The 15022-nt window shown below is 74.2% G+C and carries 15 protein-coding genes; 8 read left to right on the forward strand and 7 right to left on the reverse strand.

The annotated features are described in order from the left end of the window. The first annotated feature begins 149 nt into the window (after positions 1–149). Positions 150–872 (forward strand): catalase family protein, encoded by a 723-nt coding sequence (locus tag C8N24_RS20615; RefSeq protein WP_121253653.1) that lies wholly within the window; start codon positions 150–152, stop codon positions 870–872. A gap of 8 nt (positions 873–880) precedes the next feature. Here C8N24_RS20615 and C8N24_RS20620 read toward each other — a convergent pair whose 3' ends face one another. From C8N24_RS20620 to C8N24_RS20630, 3 genes are read right to left on the reverse strand one after another with little or no spacing between them, the layout of a single operon-like run. Beyond that, positions 881–2002, reverse strand: a complete 1122-nt coding sequence (locus tag C8N24_RS20620; protein ID WP_170179273.1) for an ROK family transcriptional regulator — start codon at positions 2000–2002, stop codon at positions 881–883. A 30-nt stretch (positions 2003–2032) separates the two neighbouring features. Next, positions 2033–2776, reverse strand: a complete 744-nt coding sequence (locus C8N24_RS20625) for an enoyl-CoA hydratase/isomerase family protein (protein WP_121253658.1) — start codon at positions 2774–2776, stop codon at positions 2033–2035. 3 nt (positions 2777–2779) lie between these two features. Then, entirely contained in the window at positions 2780–3829 is a 1050-nt protein-coding gene (locus tag C8N24_RS20630) for a M42 family metallopeptidase (protein ID WP_121253660.1), read from the reverse strand. 56 nt (positions 3830–3885) lie between these two features. Here C8N24_RS20630 and C8N24_RS20635 point away from each other — a divergent pair, with 56 nt between their 5' ends. Beyond that, entirely contained in the window at positions 3886–5478 is a 1593-nt protein-coding gene (locus C8N24_RS20635) for an ABC-F family ATP-binding cassette domain-containing protein (protein ID WP_121253662.1), read from the forward strand. Here C8N24_RS20635 and C8N24_RS20640 read toward each other — a convergent pair. Further along, positions 5468–6397 carry a mechanosensitive ion channel family protein gene (locus C8N24_RS20640; protein ID WP_121253664.1) on the reverse strand — a complete coding sequence of 310 codons (930 nt, stop codon included), beginning with the start codon at positions 6395–6397 and terminating at the stop codon, positions 5468–5470. The genes C8N24_RS20635 and C8N24_RS20640 overlap by 11 nt on opposite strands. Positions 6398–6457: 60 nt before the next feature. Beyond that, on the reverse strand, positions 6458–8386 hold the full coding sequence (ggt, locus tag C8N24_RS20645) for a gamma-glutamyltransferase (protein ID WP_121253666.1): 1929 nt from the start codon (positions 8384–8386) through the stop codon (positions 6458–6460). Positions 8387–8646: 260 nt separating this feature from the next. On the opposite strand from ggt, the gene C8N24_RS20650 reads away from it, so the two are divergent. The 3 genes from C8N24_RS20650 to C8N24_RS20660 all read left to right on the forward strand — a co-directional run bounded on the left by C8N24_RS20650 (position 8647) and on the right by C8N24_RS20660 (position 11044). Beyond that, the gene (locus C8N24_RS20650; RefSeq protein WP_121253668.1) at positions 8647–9288 is read left to right on the forward strand and encodes a hypothetical protein; all 642 of its coding nucleotides are present in this window, start codon (positions 8647–8649) and stop codon (positions 9286–9288) included. Between the two features lie 38 nt (positions 9289–9326). Further along, positions 9327–10247, forward strand: coding sequence for a DHH family phosphoesterase (locus tag C8N24_RS20655; protein WP_121253670.1), 921 nt, complete (start codon positions 9327–9329; stop codon positions 10245–10247). Between the two features lie 71 nt (positions 10248–10318). After that, positions 10319–11044 carry a TSUP family transporter gene (locus C8N24_RS20660; RefSeq protein WP_170179274.1) on the forward strand — a complete coding sequence of 242 codons (726 nt, stop codon included), beginning with the start codon at positions 10319–10321 and terminating at the stop codon, positions 11042–11044. A 192-nt stretch (positions 11045–11236) separates the two neighbouring features. On the opposite strand, the gene C8N24_RS34720 is transcribed toward C8N24_RS20660, so the two are convergent. Continuing rightward, positions 11237–11929 carry a nucleotidyltransferase domain-containing protein gene (locus tag C8N24_RS34720; RefSeq protein WP_121253674.1) on the reverse strand — a complete coding sequence of 231 codons (693 nt, stop codon included), beginning with the start codon at positions 11927–11929 and terminating at the stop codon, positions 11237–11239. Between the two features lie 24 nt (positions 11930–11953). Here C8N24_RS34720 and C8N24_RS34725 point away from each other — a divergent pair, with 24 nt between their 5' ends. Then, on the forward strand, positions 11954–12289 hold the full coding sequence (locus C8N24_RS34725; protein ID WP_121253677.1) for a J domain-containing protein: 336 nt from the start codon (positions 11954–11956) through the stop codon (positions 12287–12289). Positions 12290–12334: 45 nt separating this feature from the next. On the opposite strand, the gene C8N24_RS20675 is transcribed toward C8N24_RS34725, so the two are convergent. Continuing rightward, complete coding sequence (locus tag C8N24_RS20675; protein WP_121253679.1) at positions 12335–12622, reverse strand: PAAR domain-containing protein; 288 nt, start codon at positions 12620–12622, stop codon at positions 12335–12337. Between the two features lie 94 nt (positions 12623–12716). Between C8N24_RS20675 and C8N24_RS20680 the strand changes: the two genes are divergently transcribed. Then, positions 12717–13814: an AI-2E family transporter gene (locus tag C8N24_RS20680; RefSeq protein WP_170179275.1), complete on the forward strand. Its 1098-nt coding sequence runs from the start codon at positions 12717–12719 to the stop codon at positions 13812–13814. Further along, positions 13811–15010 (forward strand): MFS transporter, encoded by a 1200-nt coding sequence (locus C8N24_RS20685; protein ID WP_121253683.1) that lies wholly within the window; start codon positions 13811–13813, stop codon positions 15008–15010. Before C8N24_RS20680 ends, C8N24_RS20685 begins: the two co-directional genes overlap by 4 nt. Positions 15011–15022 lie beyond the last annotated feature (12 nt).

Raw genomic sequence — 15022 nt, forward strand, 5'->3', positions numbered from 1 at the left:
GGGGCTCGCCGGCCCCCGACGGTGCTCCCCGACGCGCATCCAGCCCGGCGCGCGCCGCCCGAGCTGAACGCCACATCGCGCGGTCGCGGTCGTCGTCGCTCTGACGGGCGGGACGGCGGAGCTCCGGGCGGGCGGGTAGCTCCGCGCGGGTGACCGATCAACTGCTCACGCGCGCCGGCGGGACGGCGCTCGGTGCCGTGTTCGCCGCCGGGGCGGCGGCGCGGCGCGGCAAGGCGCTGCATCCGGACGGCGCGGTGTTCGAGGCGCGGCTCGTCGTGCCCGGCGTGGCGGCGGCGCCGGCCGGGGCGGAGCTGTTCGCGCGACCGGGTGAGCACGCCGGCTTCGTGCGGTTCTCGCGCGGGATCGGGTTGCCGCGGCCGCTGCCGGACCTGCTCGGGCTGGCGCTGCGTGTACTCGACGCGTACGGGGCCGGCCAGGATCAGGACCTGCTGCTGACGTCGTCGTCCGACCGGCGGGTCGTGCACCACGGGTTCCTGCCCGCGCGGGACGTGCAGGACCGGCCGTACTCGTCCGCGCTGCCGTTCCGGGCGGGGGGCGAGCGGTTCCTGATCGGCGCGCTGCCGTGTGCGGACTCACCGCGGCCGGCGGGCGCGACCGAGCTCGACCGGGCACGCGCGGCGGCCCGGACCGGGCGGATGCGCTTCGAGCTCGCCGTCGCCCGCCCGGGCCGGCGGTTCGAGCCGGTCGCCGACCTGCACGTCGGCGCGCCGCTGCCCGACGTATACGACGCGGTCGCGTTCAACCCGTGGCGGACGGGCGGCGGCCTGGAGCCGGCGGGCAGCGTCAACGCGATGCGGCGGCGCGTGTACCCGCTCGCGCACGCCGCGTGGCGGCGTCGACGCGCGTCCTAGGGGCCGGGTCAGGCGTCGAGCGCGTGCTCGAGCGCCATCGTGGTCGTCCCGATGATCCCGGCGCGCGCGCCGGCGCGGGCCCGCGCGATCTCGAGCTCGGACGTGGCGAGCGTGTTCGCCTCGCGGTAGACCGTCTCGCGCAGCGCGCTGAGCAGGAAGTCGCGGGCGTCCGTCAGGTCCCCGCCGACGACCAGCCGGGACGGGTTGAGGATGTTGACCACGGTCGCGAGGACGAAGCCGATGGCGTGGCCCGCCTCGCGGACCATCGCGATGGCCTCGGGCACGCCGCCGCGGGCGAGCGTCGCCACCTCGGCCGTGTTCGCGCACGGGATGCCGGCCGCGGTCAGGCGATCCGCCATCCGCTGGCCGCCGGCGACCGCCTGCAGGCAGCCGCGCTTGCCGCAGCTGCACTCGATGTGCTCGTGGCCGGGCACCTGGGTGTGGCCGATCTCGCCGGCCGCGTGCTGGGCGCCGCGCAGCACGACGCCCTCGGCGACGTACGCGAGCCCGACGCCCGTGCCGGCCTTGACGACGACGATCTGCTCCTTCGGATCGTGCTGGCGGGCCTCGCCCAGCGCCATCACGTTCACGTCGTTGTCGACGAGGACGTCGACGCCGAAGTGGTCGCGCAACCGGTCGCCGACCGGGTAGCCGTCCCAGCCGGGCATCAGCTGCGGGCTGACGGGCCGGCCGGCCGCGTCGACCGAGCCGGGCAGGCCGACGCCCACCGCCCACACGTCCTCGCGCGTGCGCCCGAGCGCATCGAGCATCGCGTCCAGCTCGCTCGTCGCCCACGCCAGGGTCGCCTCGGGGCCGGTCTCGATCGCGCGCAGGGCGCTGCGCTCGGAGAGCGACTCGCCGGCGAGGTCGGACACGGCGAGCGAGCTGCGGGTGGCGCCGCCGTCGATCGTGAGGATCACGCCCGCGCCGGCGTTGAACGCCAGCAGGCCCGACGGGCGCCCGCCCGTGGAGGCGGCGCTGCCGGACTCGGAGATGAGCCCGCGCTTGCTGAGCTCGGCGAGACGGGTGCCGATCGTCGTGCGCGAGAGCCCCGTCTGGTCCATCAGCTCGGACCGGGTGACCGCCTGCCCGTCGCGGATCAGCTTGAGGATGTCGGCGCTTGCGTACAAGGTGCGCACATCTAAGCAGCAGACGGGCGCCTAACGCCCTTCGAACGTCGCCCTGCCTGGGCCGTCGCGCAAGAACGAGCCGACCGCACCCTGGAGGTCCGCGGTCGCGAACAGCGCGCCGGACACCTCCGGGACGAGCGCGTCCGCCGCGGCGACCGTCGGCGCGTCGACGAGCCGCTTGGTCGCCGCGTGCGCGCGCGTCGGCCCGGCGGCGAGCCGCAACGCGAGCGCCCGCGCGTCCACGTCCAGGTCGGTCACCACACCCCAGCCGTGCAACGTGGAGGCGTCGAACAGCTCGCCGCTGTAGACGAGCCGCTTCGCACGCGCCGGGCCGGCCCGCCGGGCGAGCCGTTGCGGCCCGCCCATCGACGGCGTGAGGCCGACGACCGTCTCGACGAGCCCGAACGTCGCCTCCGAGGACGCCACCAGCAGGTCGCACGCGAGCGCGATCTCGAACGCGGCCGTCAGGCACAGCGCGTGCGCGGCGAAGACGGTCGGGCAGGGGAGGGTCTCGAGCGCGTGGATCGTCTCCAGCAACTCCCGCCACAGCGTCCCCGCGGCGTCCGGCGAGAGGCCTTCGAAGACGTGCACGTCGACGCCCGCCGACACCACGCGACCGCGCGCCTCGACCAGCAGCCCGCGCGGCGGCTGCGCGGCCAGCCGGCCGACCTCCTCCCGCAGCGACGCGAACACCGCGTCGTCGAACAGGTTCAGGTCGCCGTGGGCGAGGGTGAGGATCGCGAGCGGGCCGTCGTCGGTGCGGGTGAACGGCATCGGCTACGCGGGGCGGTCGGGAAGCGGGGTGCTGAGGAAGGCGCGCAGCAGGTCGGCGGTGGCGTCGAGATCACGCGGGTCGATCGTCTCGAAGGCCGTGTGCGTGTACCGGGTGCCGACGGTCAGCAGCGCGGTCGGCGTGCCGGTCTCGGCGATCGCGAGGCCGTCGGACCCGTAGCCCGCGAACAACCCGTCCTGGGCCGGGATCCCCCGTTCATGAGCGAGCGCGATCAGGTGCTGGGAGAGCCGGCGGTCGTAGACGATCCCGGTGTCCCGGTGCACGACGATCGGCCCGTCGCCGAGGCGGGTGCCGAACTCCTTCTCGGCCACGCTCGGGATGTCCCCGACGAGCCCGACGTCCAGCGCGATCGCCGCGTCGAAGCGCTCGGCGAGCGCGAGCGCCCGCGCGCCGTGGAGCCCGTTCTCCTCCTGGACGGTCGCGCCGAGCCACAGCTCGCACGCGAGGTCCTCGGCGTCGATCAGCGCGTCCATCAGCGCCAGCCCGACGCGGTTGTCCAGCGCCGGCCCGACGAACAGCCCGCCGAGCTCGCGCGCAGGAGCGGAGAAGACCACCGGCGCGCCGACGTGCACGCCGGCGGCGAGCACGGCGTCGCGGTCGCCGAGCCCGAGCTCGACCCAGAAGTCGTCGTAGGCGAGCTTGTCCTTGTCCCGCTGCTCGGGCGTCAGCACGTGGCCGCTGCTGGCGACGATCTGCCCGTCCAGCCACGCGCCCTCGCGCGTGAGCAGCTTGACCGGCTGGCCGACGGGGTGGCGCCGCTCGGGGCCGTTGCGGCGGTCGCCCTGCGAGCCGTCCAGCAGGACGAAGCCCTCCTCGCTGACGAAGCGCGCGACGTAGCCGACCTGATCCATGTGCGCCTGCAGCAGCACCCGCGGCCCGCTCCCGCCGACGCGCGCGACGAGGTTCCCGACGCGGTCGCGCCGGACCTCCTGGCACCGTGAGGCCCAGCGGGCGTGCAGGAGTTCGGCGAGCTCGGACTCGGCACCGGACGGCGCCGGGACGGCGCACAACTCGGCGAGCAGGCTGGTCAGCATCAACACACCCTATGCCGGAGGATGGACGGTCGTGCGCAGTTCTAGCCTCTTTTGGCGTGACCGGCACATTGATCGCGCGGGACCTCCAGAAGGCGCACGGCGCGGCGACGATCCTCGCCGGCGTGTCCGTGACCGTCGCCCCGGGTGACGTGCTGGGCGTCGTCGGGCCGAACGGCGCGGGCAAGTCGACGCTGCTGCGGTTGCTCGCCGGTGTCGACAAGCCGGACGCGGGTGACGTGCGGCTCACGAGCGGCACCGCCGGCTACCTCCCGCAGGAGCCCGACCGCCGTCCGGGCGAGCGCCTGCAGGACTACCTCGCGCGGCGCACCGGCGTGGCCGCCGCCGAGGCGCACATGAACGCGGAGGCGGCCGCGCTCGCCGACGGTGGGGGAGAGGGGTACAGCGACGCGCTGGAGGCGTGGCTCGCGCTGGGCGGCGCCGACCTCGACGTCCGTGCGGAGACCGTGCTGCGCGACCTCGGGCTCGACGTCGCGCTGCTGGAGCTGGAGACCGTGGCGCTCTCCGGCGGCCAGGCCGCGCGCGCGTCGCTCGCCGCGATCCTGCTCTCGCGCTTCGACGTGCTGCTGCTCGACGAGCCGACCAACGACCTGGACTTCGACGGGCTGGCTCGGCTCGAGCGCTTCATCGCCGACCGTCCCGGCGGCGCCGTGATCGTCTCGCACGACCGCTCCTTCCTCGACCGCACGGTCACGCGCGTGCTCGAGATCGACGAGATCCTCCACACCGCGGCCGAGTTCGGCGGCGGTTGGGCGGGCTACCTCGAGCTGCGGGCCACCGCCGCGCGGCACGAGCAGGAGCGCTTCGACTCCTACGCGGCGCAGAAGGACCGGCTCACCGCGCGGGTGAACCGTCAGCGCCAGTGGTCGGAGACGGGCGTCAAGAAGTCCAAGGGCTCGGATCCGGACAAGGCCGTCGTGCGCCACCGCGCCGAGCGCTCGGAGAAGCAGGCGGGGAAGGTGCGGGCGTCCGAGAAGGCGATCGAGCGCCTCGAAGTCGTCGACAAGCCGTGGAAGCGCTGGGAGCTCCAGTTGCGCTTCGGCGGCGGCGAGCGCTCCGGCGACGTCACCGCGCGGCTCGAGCGCGCGGTGCTGCGCCGCGGCTCGTTCACGCTCGGCCCGCTCGACCTCGAGCTGGCCTGGGGCGAGCGCGTGGCGCTCGTCGGCCCGAACGGGTCCGGCAAGACCACGTTGGTGAACGCGCTGATCGGCACGCTCGAGCCCGAGTCGGGGGTGCGCCGGCTCGGCCCGGGCGTGCGCGTCGGCACGTTGGATCAAGCGCGAGCCGGCTTCGACGGCGCCGGCACGCTGCTGGACGCGTTCGTCGAGCAGAGCGGCATGACGGTCCAAGAGGCGCGGTCGCTGCTGGCCAAGTTCGGCCTCGAAGCCGACGAGGTGAACCGCGAGGCGCGCTCGCTCTCACCCGGCGAGCGCACGCGCGCGTCGCTCGCCCTGCTGATGGCGTCGGGCGCGAACTTCCTGGTGTTGGACGAGCCGACGAACCACCTCGACCTGCCCGCGATCGAGCAGCTCGAGGTGGCGCTGGACGCCTACGACGGCACGCTCCTGCTCGTGACCCACGACCGCAGCCTGCTCGAGGCCGTGCGCGTGGACCGCACGATCAAGCTTTAGCCGGCGTCTCCCGGTGCCAGACGGTCTGCTGCGGGAACGGGATCTCGATGCCCTCGTCGTCGAAGGCGGCCTTGATCCGGCGGCGTAGCTCGCGGCTCACGCGGAACTGCTCGGACGGGCGGGTCTTGACGACCAGGCGGATGACGATGCCGTTCGCCCCGAGCTGCTCGACGCCCCACACCTCGGGCTGCTCGATCACCTCGGGGTCCTCGGTCGCGACGTGGTCGGCGACGCGGGCGATCACGGCCTCCGCGTGGTCGAGGTCGGTGTCGTAGGCGACCTCGATGTCGATCAGCGCCCGCGACCAGTGCTGGGACTTGTTGCCGACGCGGCGGATCTCGCCGTTCGGGACGTGCCAGAGCGTGCCGTCGACGGCACGCAGACGGGTGGTGCGCAGCGAGACGGCGTCGACGACGCCCGCGGTCTGGCCGTCGAGGTCGACGATGTCGCCGACGCCGAACTGGTCCTCGACGAGGATGAAGACGCCCGACAGGAAGTCCTTGACGAGCGACTGCGACCCGAAGCCGAGCGCGACGCCGATGATGCCGGCGCCGGCGATCAGCGGACCGAGGTTGATGCCGATCTCGCCGAGGATCATGAACGTCGCGACCGTGTAGATCACGAACGTCACGAGCGAGCGCAGGACGCTGGTGAGCGCGTCGATGCGCTGCTCGGAGCGCAGGCTGTGCTCCTGCGTCTGCAGCAGCGCGGAAGGCGCCGCGGCGCGCATCGCGCCGACGCGCTCCTGCACCGCGCCGGAGCTCAGGGTCTTGAGCGCGCTGCGCACGCCGCGCCGCGCGATCCGGTTCACGAACCACGCGATCACGAGGATCGCGAGGATTCTCAGAGGGGCGCCGATGAGGAAGTCAGCCACGTCCGCCGGGTCGACGGAGACGGCCCCGAAGGTCGTCTGGAGCATCCCTCCGAACGTAGCGGACGGGTTGGACGCGGCTTGTGAGCCGCGTCCAACCTCCAGTGCTCAACGCTCGGTCTTGACGACCAGCGCGCTGCCGCCGCCGCGGCGGACCGGCTCGGCGGCCGCGAGCATCTTCCCGCGGTCGAAGAATTCGATGCCGGTGGTGGCGCCGATCTCGGCCTGCGGCGTGCCGAACGCGTGCCCGTACCGGGCCGTCAGCGCCGGCGCCTCGGTGTTCATGAACTCGGGCTCGCCGATGCTGGTCGCGCCGTTGCGCTGGGACACGCGCGGCGCGGCGATCGCGCCCGGCAGGTCCTTGCCGAGCTCGAGGCGCTCGAGCAGGGTCTGCAGGACGGTGGTGATGATCATCGAGCCGCCCGGGGAGCCCACGGCGAGGAACGGCTTGCCGCCCTTCGTGACGATCGTGGGCGCCATCGAGCTGCGCGGGCGCTTGCCGCCCTCGGAGCGGTTGGGCGCGGTCAGCGACGTGTAGTCGAAGTCCGTCAGCTCGTTGTTGAGCAGGATGCCCGTGCCGGGGACGACGATGCCGTTGCCGCCCGTGGACTCGACCGTGAACGTGTACGAGACGACCATGCCGTGCTTGTCGGCGATCGTCAGGTGCGTGGTCGACGGGCCGTCGCTGAGCGCCGGCGTGACGCCGGCCGGGCCGCAGTCGCCGCCTTCGACGGCGGCGTTCTTGGCCTGGTCGGTGATCAGCGCGCGGCGCGCGTCCGCGAACTGCTGCGAGAGCAGGCACTCCAGCGGGACCTTCACGAACGCCGGGTCACCCAGGTACTTGCCGCGGTCCGCGAACGCGTAGCGGCTCGCCTCGAGGAAGCGGTGCAGCGCCTGCGTGCGGTCTGCGCCGATCGGCTTGTAGCCCTCGAGGATGTTGAGCGCCTCGCCGACGGTCGAGCCGCCCGAGGACGGCGGGCCCATGCCCCAGACCTCGAGGCCCTTGTAGTCGACCTTGGTCGGCTTGCGCTCGATCGCGCGGTACTTCGCGATGTCCTGCTCGGTGATCAGGCCCGGTCGCCACGTGTGGTTGGCGGTCGGCGCGATCGGCGGGCGCTGGGCGGCGTTCGCGATCGCCTTGGCGAGCGGGCCGCGGTAGAACGCGTCGGCGCCGTGGCGTCCGATGTACTCGTACGTCTTCGCGAGGTCCGGGTTCTTGAGCGTGCTGCCGACGTCACGCGGCGTGCCGTCCGGGTCGAGGTAGATCGCGGCTGTGGACGGGACGTCGTCGAAGTAGTCGATGTTCGGGACCGTCTGGTCGTAGAACGTCTGGTCGACGGTGAAGCCGTTGCGCGCGACGTTGATGCCGGGCTCGAGCAGCTTCCGCAGCGGCTTGCTGCCGTAGCGCTCGAGCGCGAGCTCCCACTTGGCCACCGTGCCCGGCACGCCCGCGGACAGGCCGCTGTAGCGCGCGTCGTTGAACGGCAGCGCGGCGCCGTTCTCCCAGAACGAGTCCGGCTTCATCGCGGCGCCGGCGGTCTCGCGGCCGTCGATCGTCGTCACCTGGCCGCGCGCGGTGCGGATGACCATGAAGCCGCCGCCGCCGATGCCGGACGAGAACGGCTCGGTCACGCCCAGCACGCCCGCCGCGGCGACGGCCGCATCGACTGCGTTGCCGCCCTGCTTGAGCGTGTCGATCGCGGCGTCCGTGGCGAGCAGGTCGACGGTCGCGGCAGCGCCGCCCGTGCCGACCGCGGTCGCCGTCTTCTGCGGCAGGCCGCCGCCCGGACCGCCGGGGTGACCGGGGTGCCCGGGACCGCCGCCCGGCCCGCCCGGATGGCCGTGCCCGCCGCCGGGCCCGCCGCCCGGCCCGCCCGGATGGCCGTGCCCGCCACCCGGCCCGCCCTGGTGCCCGCCACCCTTGTGACCGGGCTTGTCGCGGTCCCCGTGCCCGCGATCGCCTGCCGTCGCGGTGGCCGCGCCGGCGCCTGAGACCGCGATCGCGATGGCGATCGTCGGCAGCAGCGTGCGTCTCATAAACCTTCCTCCCGTCGGACGGTCGTCCCGGCGCGACCCTACTCGTTGCGCCGGTCCCGCACCTACCCTCCCGGCGACGCGGGAAATCGTCGTCTTGCACCACGCGCTGGGGCTCACCGACGACGTGACCGCGCTCGCGTCAACGCTGCGGGACTGGAGTAGGTGCGGACAGCTCCCGGGCGGCTGGCGGTGCCGCGCCGTGGAGAGACGAGCGAACCGCCTGGGGAAGCAAGCGTCCGAACGGGAGCCTTCGGGGCCTGATGAAGACGCTGATCCTGACCTCGCTCGCCGCCGTCCTGCTGCTCGCCGGGTGCGGCGCCGACGCGCCCAAGAAGACCGATCGCGCCCACGCCGAGTCCGCCGTCCTGCGGCTGGCCGACTTCCCCTCCGGCTGGCGGGCGGCGGAGCAGGCGCGGACGGACATCAAGTCGCCGTGCCTGGCGGTCGAGGACGCCAAGCGCGCCGTCTCGGGCGGGGCGACCAGCCGGACGTTCCGGCGCGGGGAGAGCACGCAGGCCGAGAGCTCGGTGTACGTATTCCCCGACGAGGCCGCGGCGCGCACCGCGTTCGCCGGCGTGAGCGCCGACGAGACGACGAGCTGCTTCGGGGCGATCCTGGCCAAGAGCATCGCCTCGCAGCCGGGCGTTCAGTTCCGCAAGCTGCGCCTGGAGCCGATCGCGCAGGCCGAGCTGGGGGACGAGCGCGCGGCGCGCCGCGTCATCGTCTCCGCCGTGATCGACGAGGTCGACCTGGAGCTGATCGCCGACTTCGTGTTCGTGCGCTCGGGCCGCGGCGTGTCGATCCAGAGCTACGTCGACGTGCTCCAGCCGTTCGGCGACGAGTTGCGCGATCGGCTCGCGCGCGCGACGGCGGAGCGCCTCGAGGCGGAGCTGCGCGTCTGATGTGATCCCGCGGTGGGACGACACCCGCACCGAACGTGATGGACCCGATCCGCGCCGCCCTGCTCGCCGCCGACGTCGTCGTCCCCCACACCGACGCCGACGGGCTCGCGGCGGGCGCGATCGCGCTGCGCGCCCGCGGAGAGCCGGCTGCGGCCGCCGTGCTGTTCGGGCGCGGTGAGAACCCGTGGCGCACACCGCCGCCCGGCGTGCCCGCGCTGCTCGACTGGGGGCTGCGCGCGTCCGACCTGCCCGTCGTGGTCGTGGACCACCACGTGCCCGAGGCGTCGCCCGGGCCCGACCAGCACGTGTTGTCCGGGGCGGGCGAGGACCCGGAGACGTCGACCGCGCCGTTGCTGCGAAGGCTGTTCCCGGAGCAGCCGGCGTGGCTGGCGGCGGTCGGTGCGGTCGGGGACCTGGGGGACCGTGGGTTCGCCCTGCCCGAGTGCGCCGGCGCGCCGAAGACCGCCGTGCGCAAGCTCGTCCCGCTGATCAACGCGCCGCGCCGCGGACCGGAGCTGGACGGCGTGCGGGTCGCGCTCGAGCTGCTCGTCGAGCACGAGGACCCGAAGGCCGCGCTCGCCGACCCTCGCATCACCGTGCTCGCAGCCGCCCGTGACGCTTGGCGCTCCGAGTGGGAGCGCGTCCGCCGCACCGCGCCGCAGGTCGGCGAGCGCGTGGCCGTGATCCGCTTCAGCTCGGCCTTCCAGGTCCACCCGCTGATCGCCCAGATGTGGGCCAAGCGCCTCGCTCCACGCCCCGTGCTCGCCGCCAACGACGGCTACCTGCCCGGCCGCGTCGCCTTCTCGATCCGCGGCACCGCCGGCGACCTGCGCGCGCTGCTGCGCGAGGCCCTCCCGGACGTGGGCGGCGAGTTCGCACACGGCCACCCGCGCGCGACGGGCGGCACGCTCACGCCCGAGGACTTCGAGCGGCTGCTCGTGGGGCTGGCCCGGCCGTAGCGAGGCGGGCGGCGCCGAGCGGGCGCGCGCCGTGAGTTGCGCCGCGGGGACGCGTGCGTCCGTATCCGTGCGTGAGCTTCGTGGTCCTGGTGGCGGCAGCGGTCTCGTGCGCGGCGGTCCAGCGGGCGATCGGCGTCGGGTACTCGCTCGTGCTGCTGCCCGCCGCGATCGCCGTCCTGCCCGACGGCCAGGCCGTGCCGTGCGTGTTGGCGGTCGGCATCGTCCTGTCGGTCGGGCTGCTGCTCGCCGGCCGACGGGCGCCGGACGCGGACGACGTCACGCGCGGCCTGCTCACGTTCGCGCCCGCCGGGCAGCTCGTGGCGCTGCTCGCGCTCGGCGCGCTGCGCGGGCCCGAGCTGCGGGTGGCCGCGGCGGCGGTCCTGCTCACGGGATGCGCCGCGGCGCTCGTGCAGCGGCGGGCACCACGCCGCGCCCCCGGACGCGCGACCGGGGCCGCGGCCGGCGTCGTGATCGGCGCCGTCGGCGCGCTCACCGCCGTCATCGGGCCGTTCGTCGCGTTGCTGCTGACGCTGCGCGCCGACGCCGGGGGCGACGAGCTCCGGCGGCGCCTGTGGCTGTGCACGACGGTGCTCAGCACCACCGCGCTGGCGCTCGCCGCGCTGCTGGGGACGAGCGATCTGCGCGGCGCGCTGGTCGCGCTCGCATTGGCACCGGCCCTGGCGGTCGGGGCGCTCGTGGGCGCGCCGCTCGTCGGCCGGTTGCACCCGGCCGCCCACCGGCTGACCGTGCTGCTGATCGCCGCGGCCGGCGCGGCGACGCTGCTCGCCGGCGCGTGAAGCGGCCGGCGGCCGCGGCGGTGTCGGCCGGGCGCGTGACCCGCCGCGGGGGGTGTGGCGGCCGCCGCGGTGTCCGCCGGGCACGGGATGCGCCGCGGCGGCCGCGGCGTGCCCGCCGGCACCTGACCTGCTGGCGCGGCTCGCACGCGCGCGCCTGCGCATCGTCCCGACGTGCCGCCGGCCGGCGCGGGATCAGCGCAACCGCGCGTGCACGCGGGCGACGAACGCCGCGATCTCGTCCGGCGTCGGGGCGGGGGCGGCGGGGTCGGTGCGCGTGGCCAGCGCCGCGTCGGCGACCGGATCGCCGGCGGCACGCGCGGCCTCGCCCTTGGAGAGCCAGCGGCCCGTCTCGGCCCAGGCGAGCGCCCGGCAGGCGGCGAGCACGGCCTGCGGGCCGCCGTACGCGCCCCACCAGGCGAGCGAGTCGCGCAACCGCTCGACCACCAGCGGGCGCGGCAGCTCAGGCAGCACCGCGCGCGGGTGCGGACCGGCGAGCGGCACGGCGTCCTGGCGCGCGATGGCGACGTCGAGCGTGAACCAGAAGCGCGGCTCGGCGTCCGGGTGGTAGCCCTCGTGGTGGTCCATGCCGGGGCCCGTGTTGAGGTTGAGGCTGAAAGCGGGGCCGAGCGGATCCGCCAGCTCGTCCTGGGCGTAGAGCACGAACTCGAGCCCACGCACCGGGCACGGCACGGCGCTCAGGTCACCCGCGAGCGCGCGCAGCTCGTCCGGGGCCAGGCGCTCGCTCGACACCGCCTGCACGTCGATGTCGCTACGGCTCGGGTCGAAGTCGCCGAGCGCGGTCGAGCCGATCACCCAGGCCGCCACCAGGCGATCCCCCAGCCGTGCGCGCAGCCGCCGCAGCAGCTCGTCCAGATAGCCCTGCACCCGGCCCACGATACGTTTGTGCGCGTGGCGAAGGACCCATACCGCGTGCTCGGCATCCCGCACGGCGCGTCGGCGGCCGTGGTCGTCGACGCCTACCGCCGGCTGGCCAAGGAGCACCACCCCGACCGCAACGGCAACTCGGCCGACTCGACGCAGCGCTTCCAGGAGATCCAGCTCGCGTTCGAGGACCTCCGCTCGCGGCCCGCGCCCGAGGGCACGATCGAGGAGCGGCTCGCCAGGCTCCAGGCCGAGCTCGAGCCCCAAGGCCCGCACGAGCGCGGCGAGGACCCGTCGGTCACCCGCGTGAACAGCCTGATCGACGGACTCGACGACCTGGCGTCGAGCCTCGACCGGCTCTAATCAGGCACGGATGATCGGGGTGGGGCGGAAGGGGTGCCCCGGCCTTCAGTTGATCATCACCATCGGGTAGCCGGCGACGATCACGCCGCCGTGCGCGGTCTGGTCGCCCATGCGGGCCGCGGGCCGGCCGCCGAACATGACCTTGGTCGAGCCCATGACGATCGAGTCGGGCGGGCCGACGCACGTGCACATCGAGCCGACGGTCGCCGCGGGCATGCCGCCGATCAGCACGGTGGGCGCGCCGGGCGGCAGGATCGGGCCGCCGACGTGCGGCTTCGGGCCGTCGGACATCGGGCAGGTGTGCATGTCGCCTACGCGTGCGGCTGGGGGCATCGGCACCCATTGTCGCGACTCGCGCGCCGTCGTGCAACGTCTCGTCGTGCTGACACGCGATTGCTTTGGCGCGCACGGGGGGTATGGGCGACGTGTGACTCAGATTGCCCGAGGCGGTCTCACCCGGGTCGGCAGCGTCGCGTGGTCGGTGCTGGGCATCGTGCTGCTGGTGCTGCTCGCGGGCTGGGCGGTCGGGCGGCTGATGTCGGTCGTGCTGCCGATCGCCGTCGCCGTGCTGCTCGCGACGCTCCTGAAGCCGATCGCCTACCGGCTCGAGTGCCGGGGCATGCGGCCGGCGGCCGCGGCGTCGATCGCCGTGCTGATCGCGGTGCTGGCGCTGTGCGCGCTGATCGCGCTGATCCTGCCGCCGTTCATCGCCCGGCTCGCCGACCTCGGCACGAGCGTCCAGGAAGGCGTGCAGCGCGTCGCCTACTCGCTCGGCGAGAGCGTCGCGGGGATGAGCCGCGCGGAGGTCGACAAGCAGCTCGACAGCGCCGCCAACCACGCGCAGGAGCGGCTCGGCGGCACCGCGATGGCCGCCTCCACGTCCCTCGCGGGCGCGCTCGCGAGCATCGTCCTGATCGTGTTTCTGAGCTTCTTCATCGTCAAGGACGGGCGCCGCATGTGGGTGTGGATGCTCGAGTTGCTGCCGAGCGCCCGCCGGGGCACGGTGGACGAGGTCGGCTTCCGCATGTGGCGCAACCTCACCGCGTACACGCGGGGCGTCGTGTTCGTCGCGACGGTCGACGCCGTGCTCATCGGAGTGGTTCTGCTGATTCTGGGTATTCCGCTCGCGTTGCCGCTGATCGTGCTGACCTGGCTCGCCGCGTTCTTCCCGATCATCGGGGCGATCGCCGCGGGTGCGGCGGCCGTACTGGTGGCGATGGTGACGGGCGGGACCACCGACGCGCTGATCGTCCTCGCGACGATCATCGTCGTGCAGCAGGTCGAGGGCAACGTGCTCTACCCGGTCGTGGTCGGTCCACGGCTGAAGCTGCATCCGGTCGCGGTGCTCGTGTCGGTGGCCGCGGGCGGCACGCTCGCGGGCATCGCGGGCGCCTTCCTCGCCGTGCCGGTCGCGACCGCCGCCAGCGCGGTGGTCGGGCACCTGCGCGAGCAGCGCGCGCTGCAGGAGCAGCTGATCGCGCCCGCACCCCGCCGTGGCGTCATGGTGGGGAACGGCACTACGTGACAGCCGACACCGGCGCGCGTGCGCTGCGCGCCCCCGAGAAGCGTGCCGTCGCGCTGCTCGGCATCCCCACGCTCGCGCTCGCGCTGACCTCGACGGTCGTCACGACCTACACGCCGGTCGTCGCGCGCGAGTTCGTCGAGTCCAGCGCGGTGATCGGCATGATCATCGGCCTCGAAGGGCTGGTGGCGCTGTGGCTGCCGCTGGTCGTCGGCGCGTGGTCGGACCGGCTGGACACCAAGCTCGGCGGGCGCCTGCCGTTCCTGCTCGCGGCCACCCCGATGGTCATCGGCGGACTCGTGGCGATGGCGATCATGGGCTCGGTCGCCGTACTCGCGGTCGCGGCGTTCGTGTTCTTCGCCGGCTACTTCATCGCCTATGAGCCGTACCGCGCGCTGTACCCGGACGCGGTGGGGGAGGAGGTCGCCGGCCGCGCGCAGGCGACCCAGGCCGTCTGGCGCGGCGCCGGCACCGGCATCGCGCTGATGGGCGGTGGCCTGCTGCTGGCCTGGGGACAGGCGGCGCCGTTCGTGGCCGCCGCGATCGTCTACGCGCTCTGCATCGGGCTGTTCTCGTTCGTGCTGATCCGCCGCGGCGTGCCGCGGCGCCCGCGCAACGAGCAGCACGCCGGCGCGCGCGCCGTGTTCGACCTCGTCCGGGGCGACACGCAGCTGAAGGCCTTCCTGGTCGCGAACGCGCTGTGGGAGCTGTCGCTCGCCGCGCTGAAGACGTTCGTCGTGCTCTACGTCACCCAGGAGATGGGCTTCTCGCAGACCGAGTCGTCGCTGATCATCGGCGGCGTCGCGATCATCGTCCTGTTCGCCGCGCTCGCGAGCGGCCCGCTGGCCGACCGCTACGGCTCGAGCACCGTGCTCCGCTGGGCGTTGCCGATCCACGGCATCGGCTTCCTCGTCCCGCTGCTGTTCGAGCCGGCCTGGGTCGTCACGCTCGCCGTGCCGTTCATCGCGCTCGGCGGCGGCGTGATCATGGCGCTGCCCTACGCCGTCCTGATCCCGCTGATGCCCGACAACGAGCGCGGCGCCCTGACCGGCTACTACTCGGTCTCGCGCGGCATGGGCATCTGGCTCGGCCCGCTGCTGGCCGGCATCGCGGTCAGCGTCGCCGGCTCCTACCAGGCCGTCTGGGGCGTGTGTGCCGCCGCGACGCTGCTGAGCCTGTGGCCGCTGCGGCGTTTGTGACCCGCCCTGGGT

Source organism: Solirubrobacter pauli, from assembly GCF_003633755.1.
GTDB lineage: Bacteria > Actinomycetota > Thermoleophilia > Solirubrobacterales > Solirubrobacteraceae > Solirubrobacter > Solirubrobacter pauli.

Excerpts from the sequence above, each read along its gene's own strand:
- C8N24_RS20640 (WP_121253664.1), bottom strand. The coding sequence starts at position 6,397 with ATGCTCCAGACGACCTTCGGGGCCGTCTCCGTCGACCCGGCGGACGTG.
- C8N24_RS20655 (WP_121253670.1), top strand. The coding sequence starts at position 9,327 with ATGGACCCGATCCGCGCCGCCCTGCTCGCCGCCGACGTCGTCGTCCCC.
- C8N24_RS20675 (WP_121253679.1), bottom strand. The coding sequence starts at position 12,622 with ATGCCCCCAGCCGCACGCGTAGGCGACATGCACACCTGCCCGATGTCC.
- C8N24_RS20630 (WP_121253660.1), bottom strand. The coding sequence starts at position 3,829 with ATGCTGACCAGCCTGCTCGCCGAGTTGTGCGCCGTCCCGGCGCCGTCC.
- ggt (WP_121253666.1), bottom strand. The coding sequence starts at position 8,386 with ATGAGACGCACGCTGCTGCCGACGATCGCCATCGCGATCGCGGTCTCA.
- C8N24_RS20625 (WP_121253658.1), bottom strand. The coding sequence starts at position 2,776 with ATGCCGTTCACCCGCACCGACGACGGCCCGCTCGCGATCCTCACCCTC.
- C8N24_RS20650 (WP_121253668.1), top strand. The coding sequence starts at position 8,647 with ATGAAGACGCTGATCCTGACCTCGCTCGCCGCCGTCCTGCTGCTCGCC.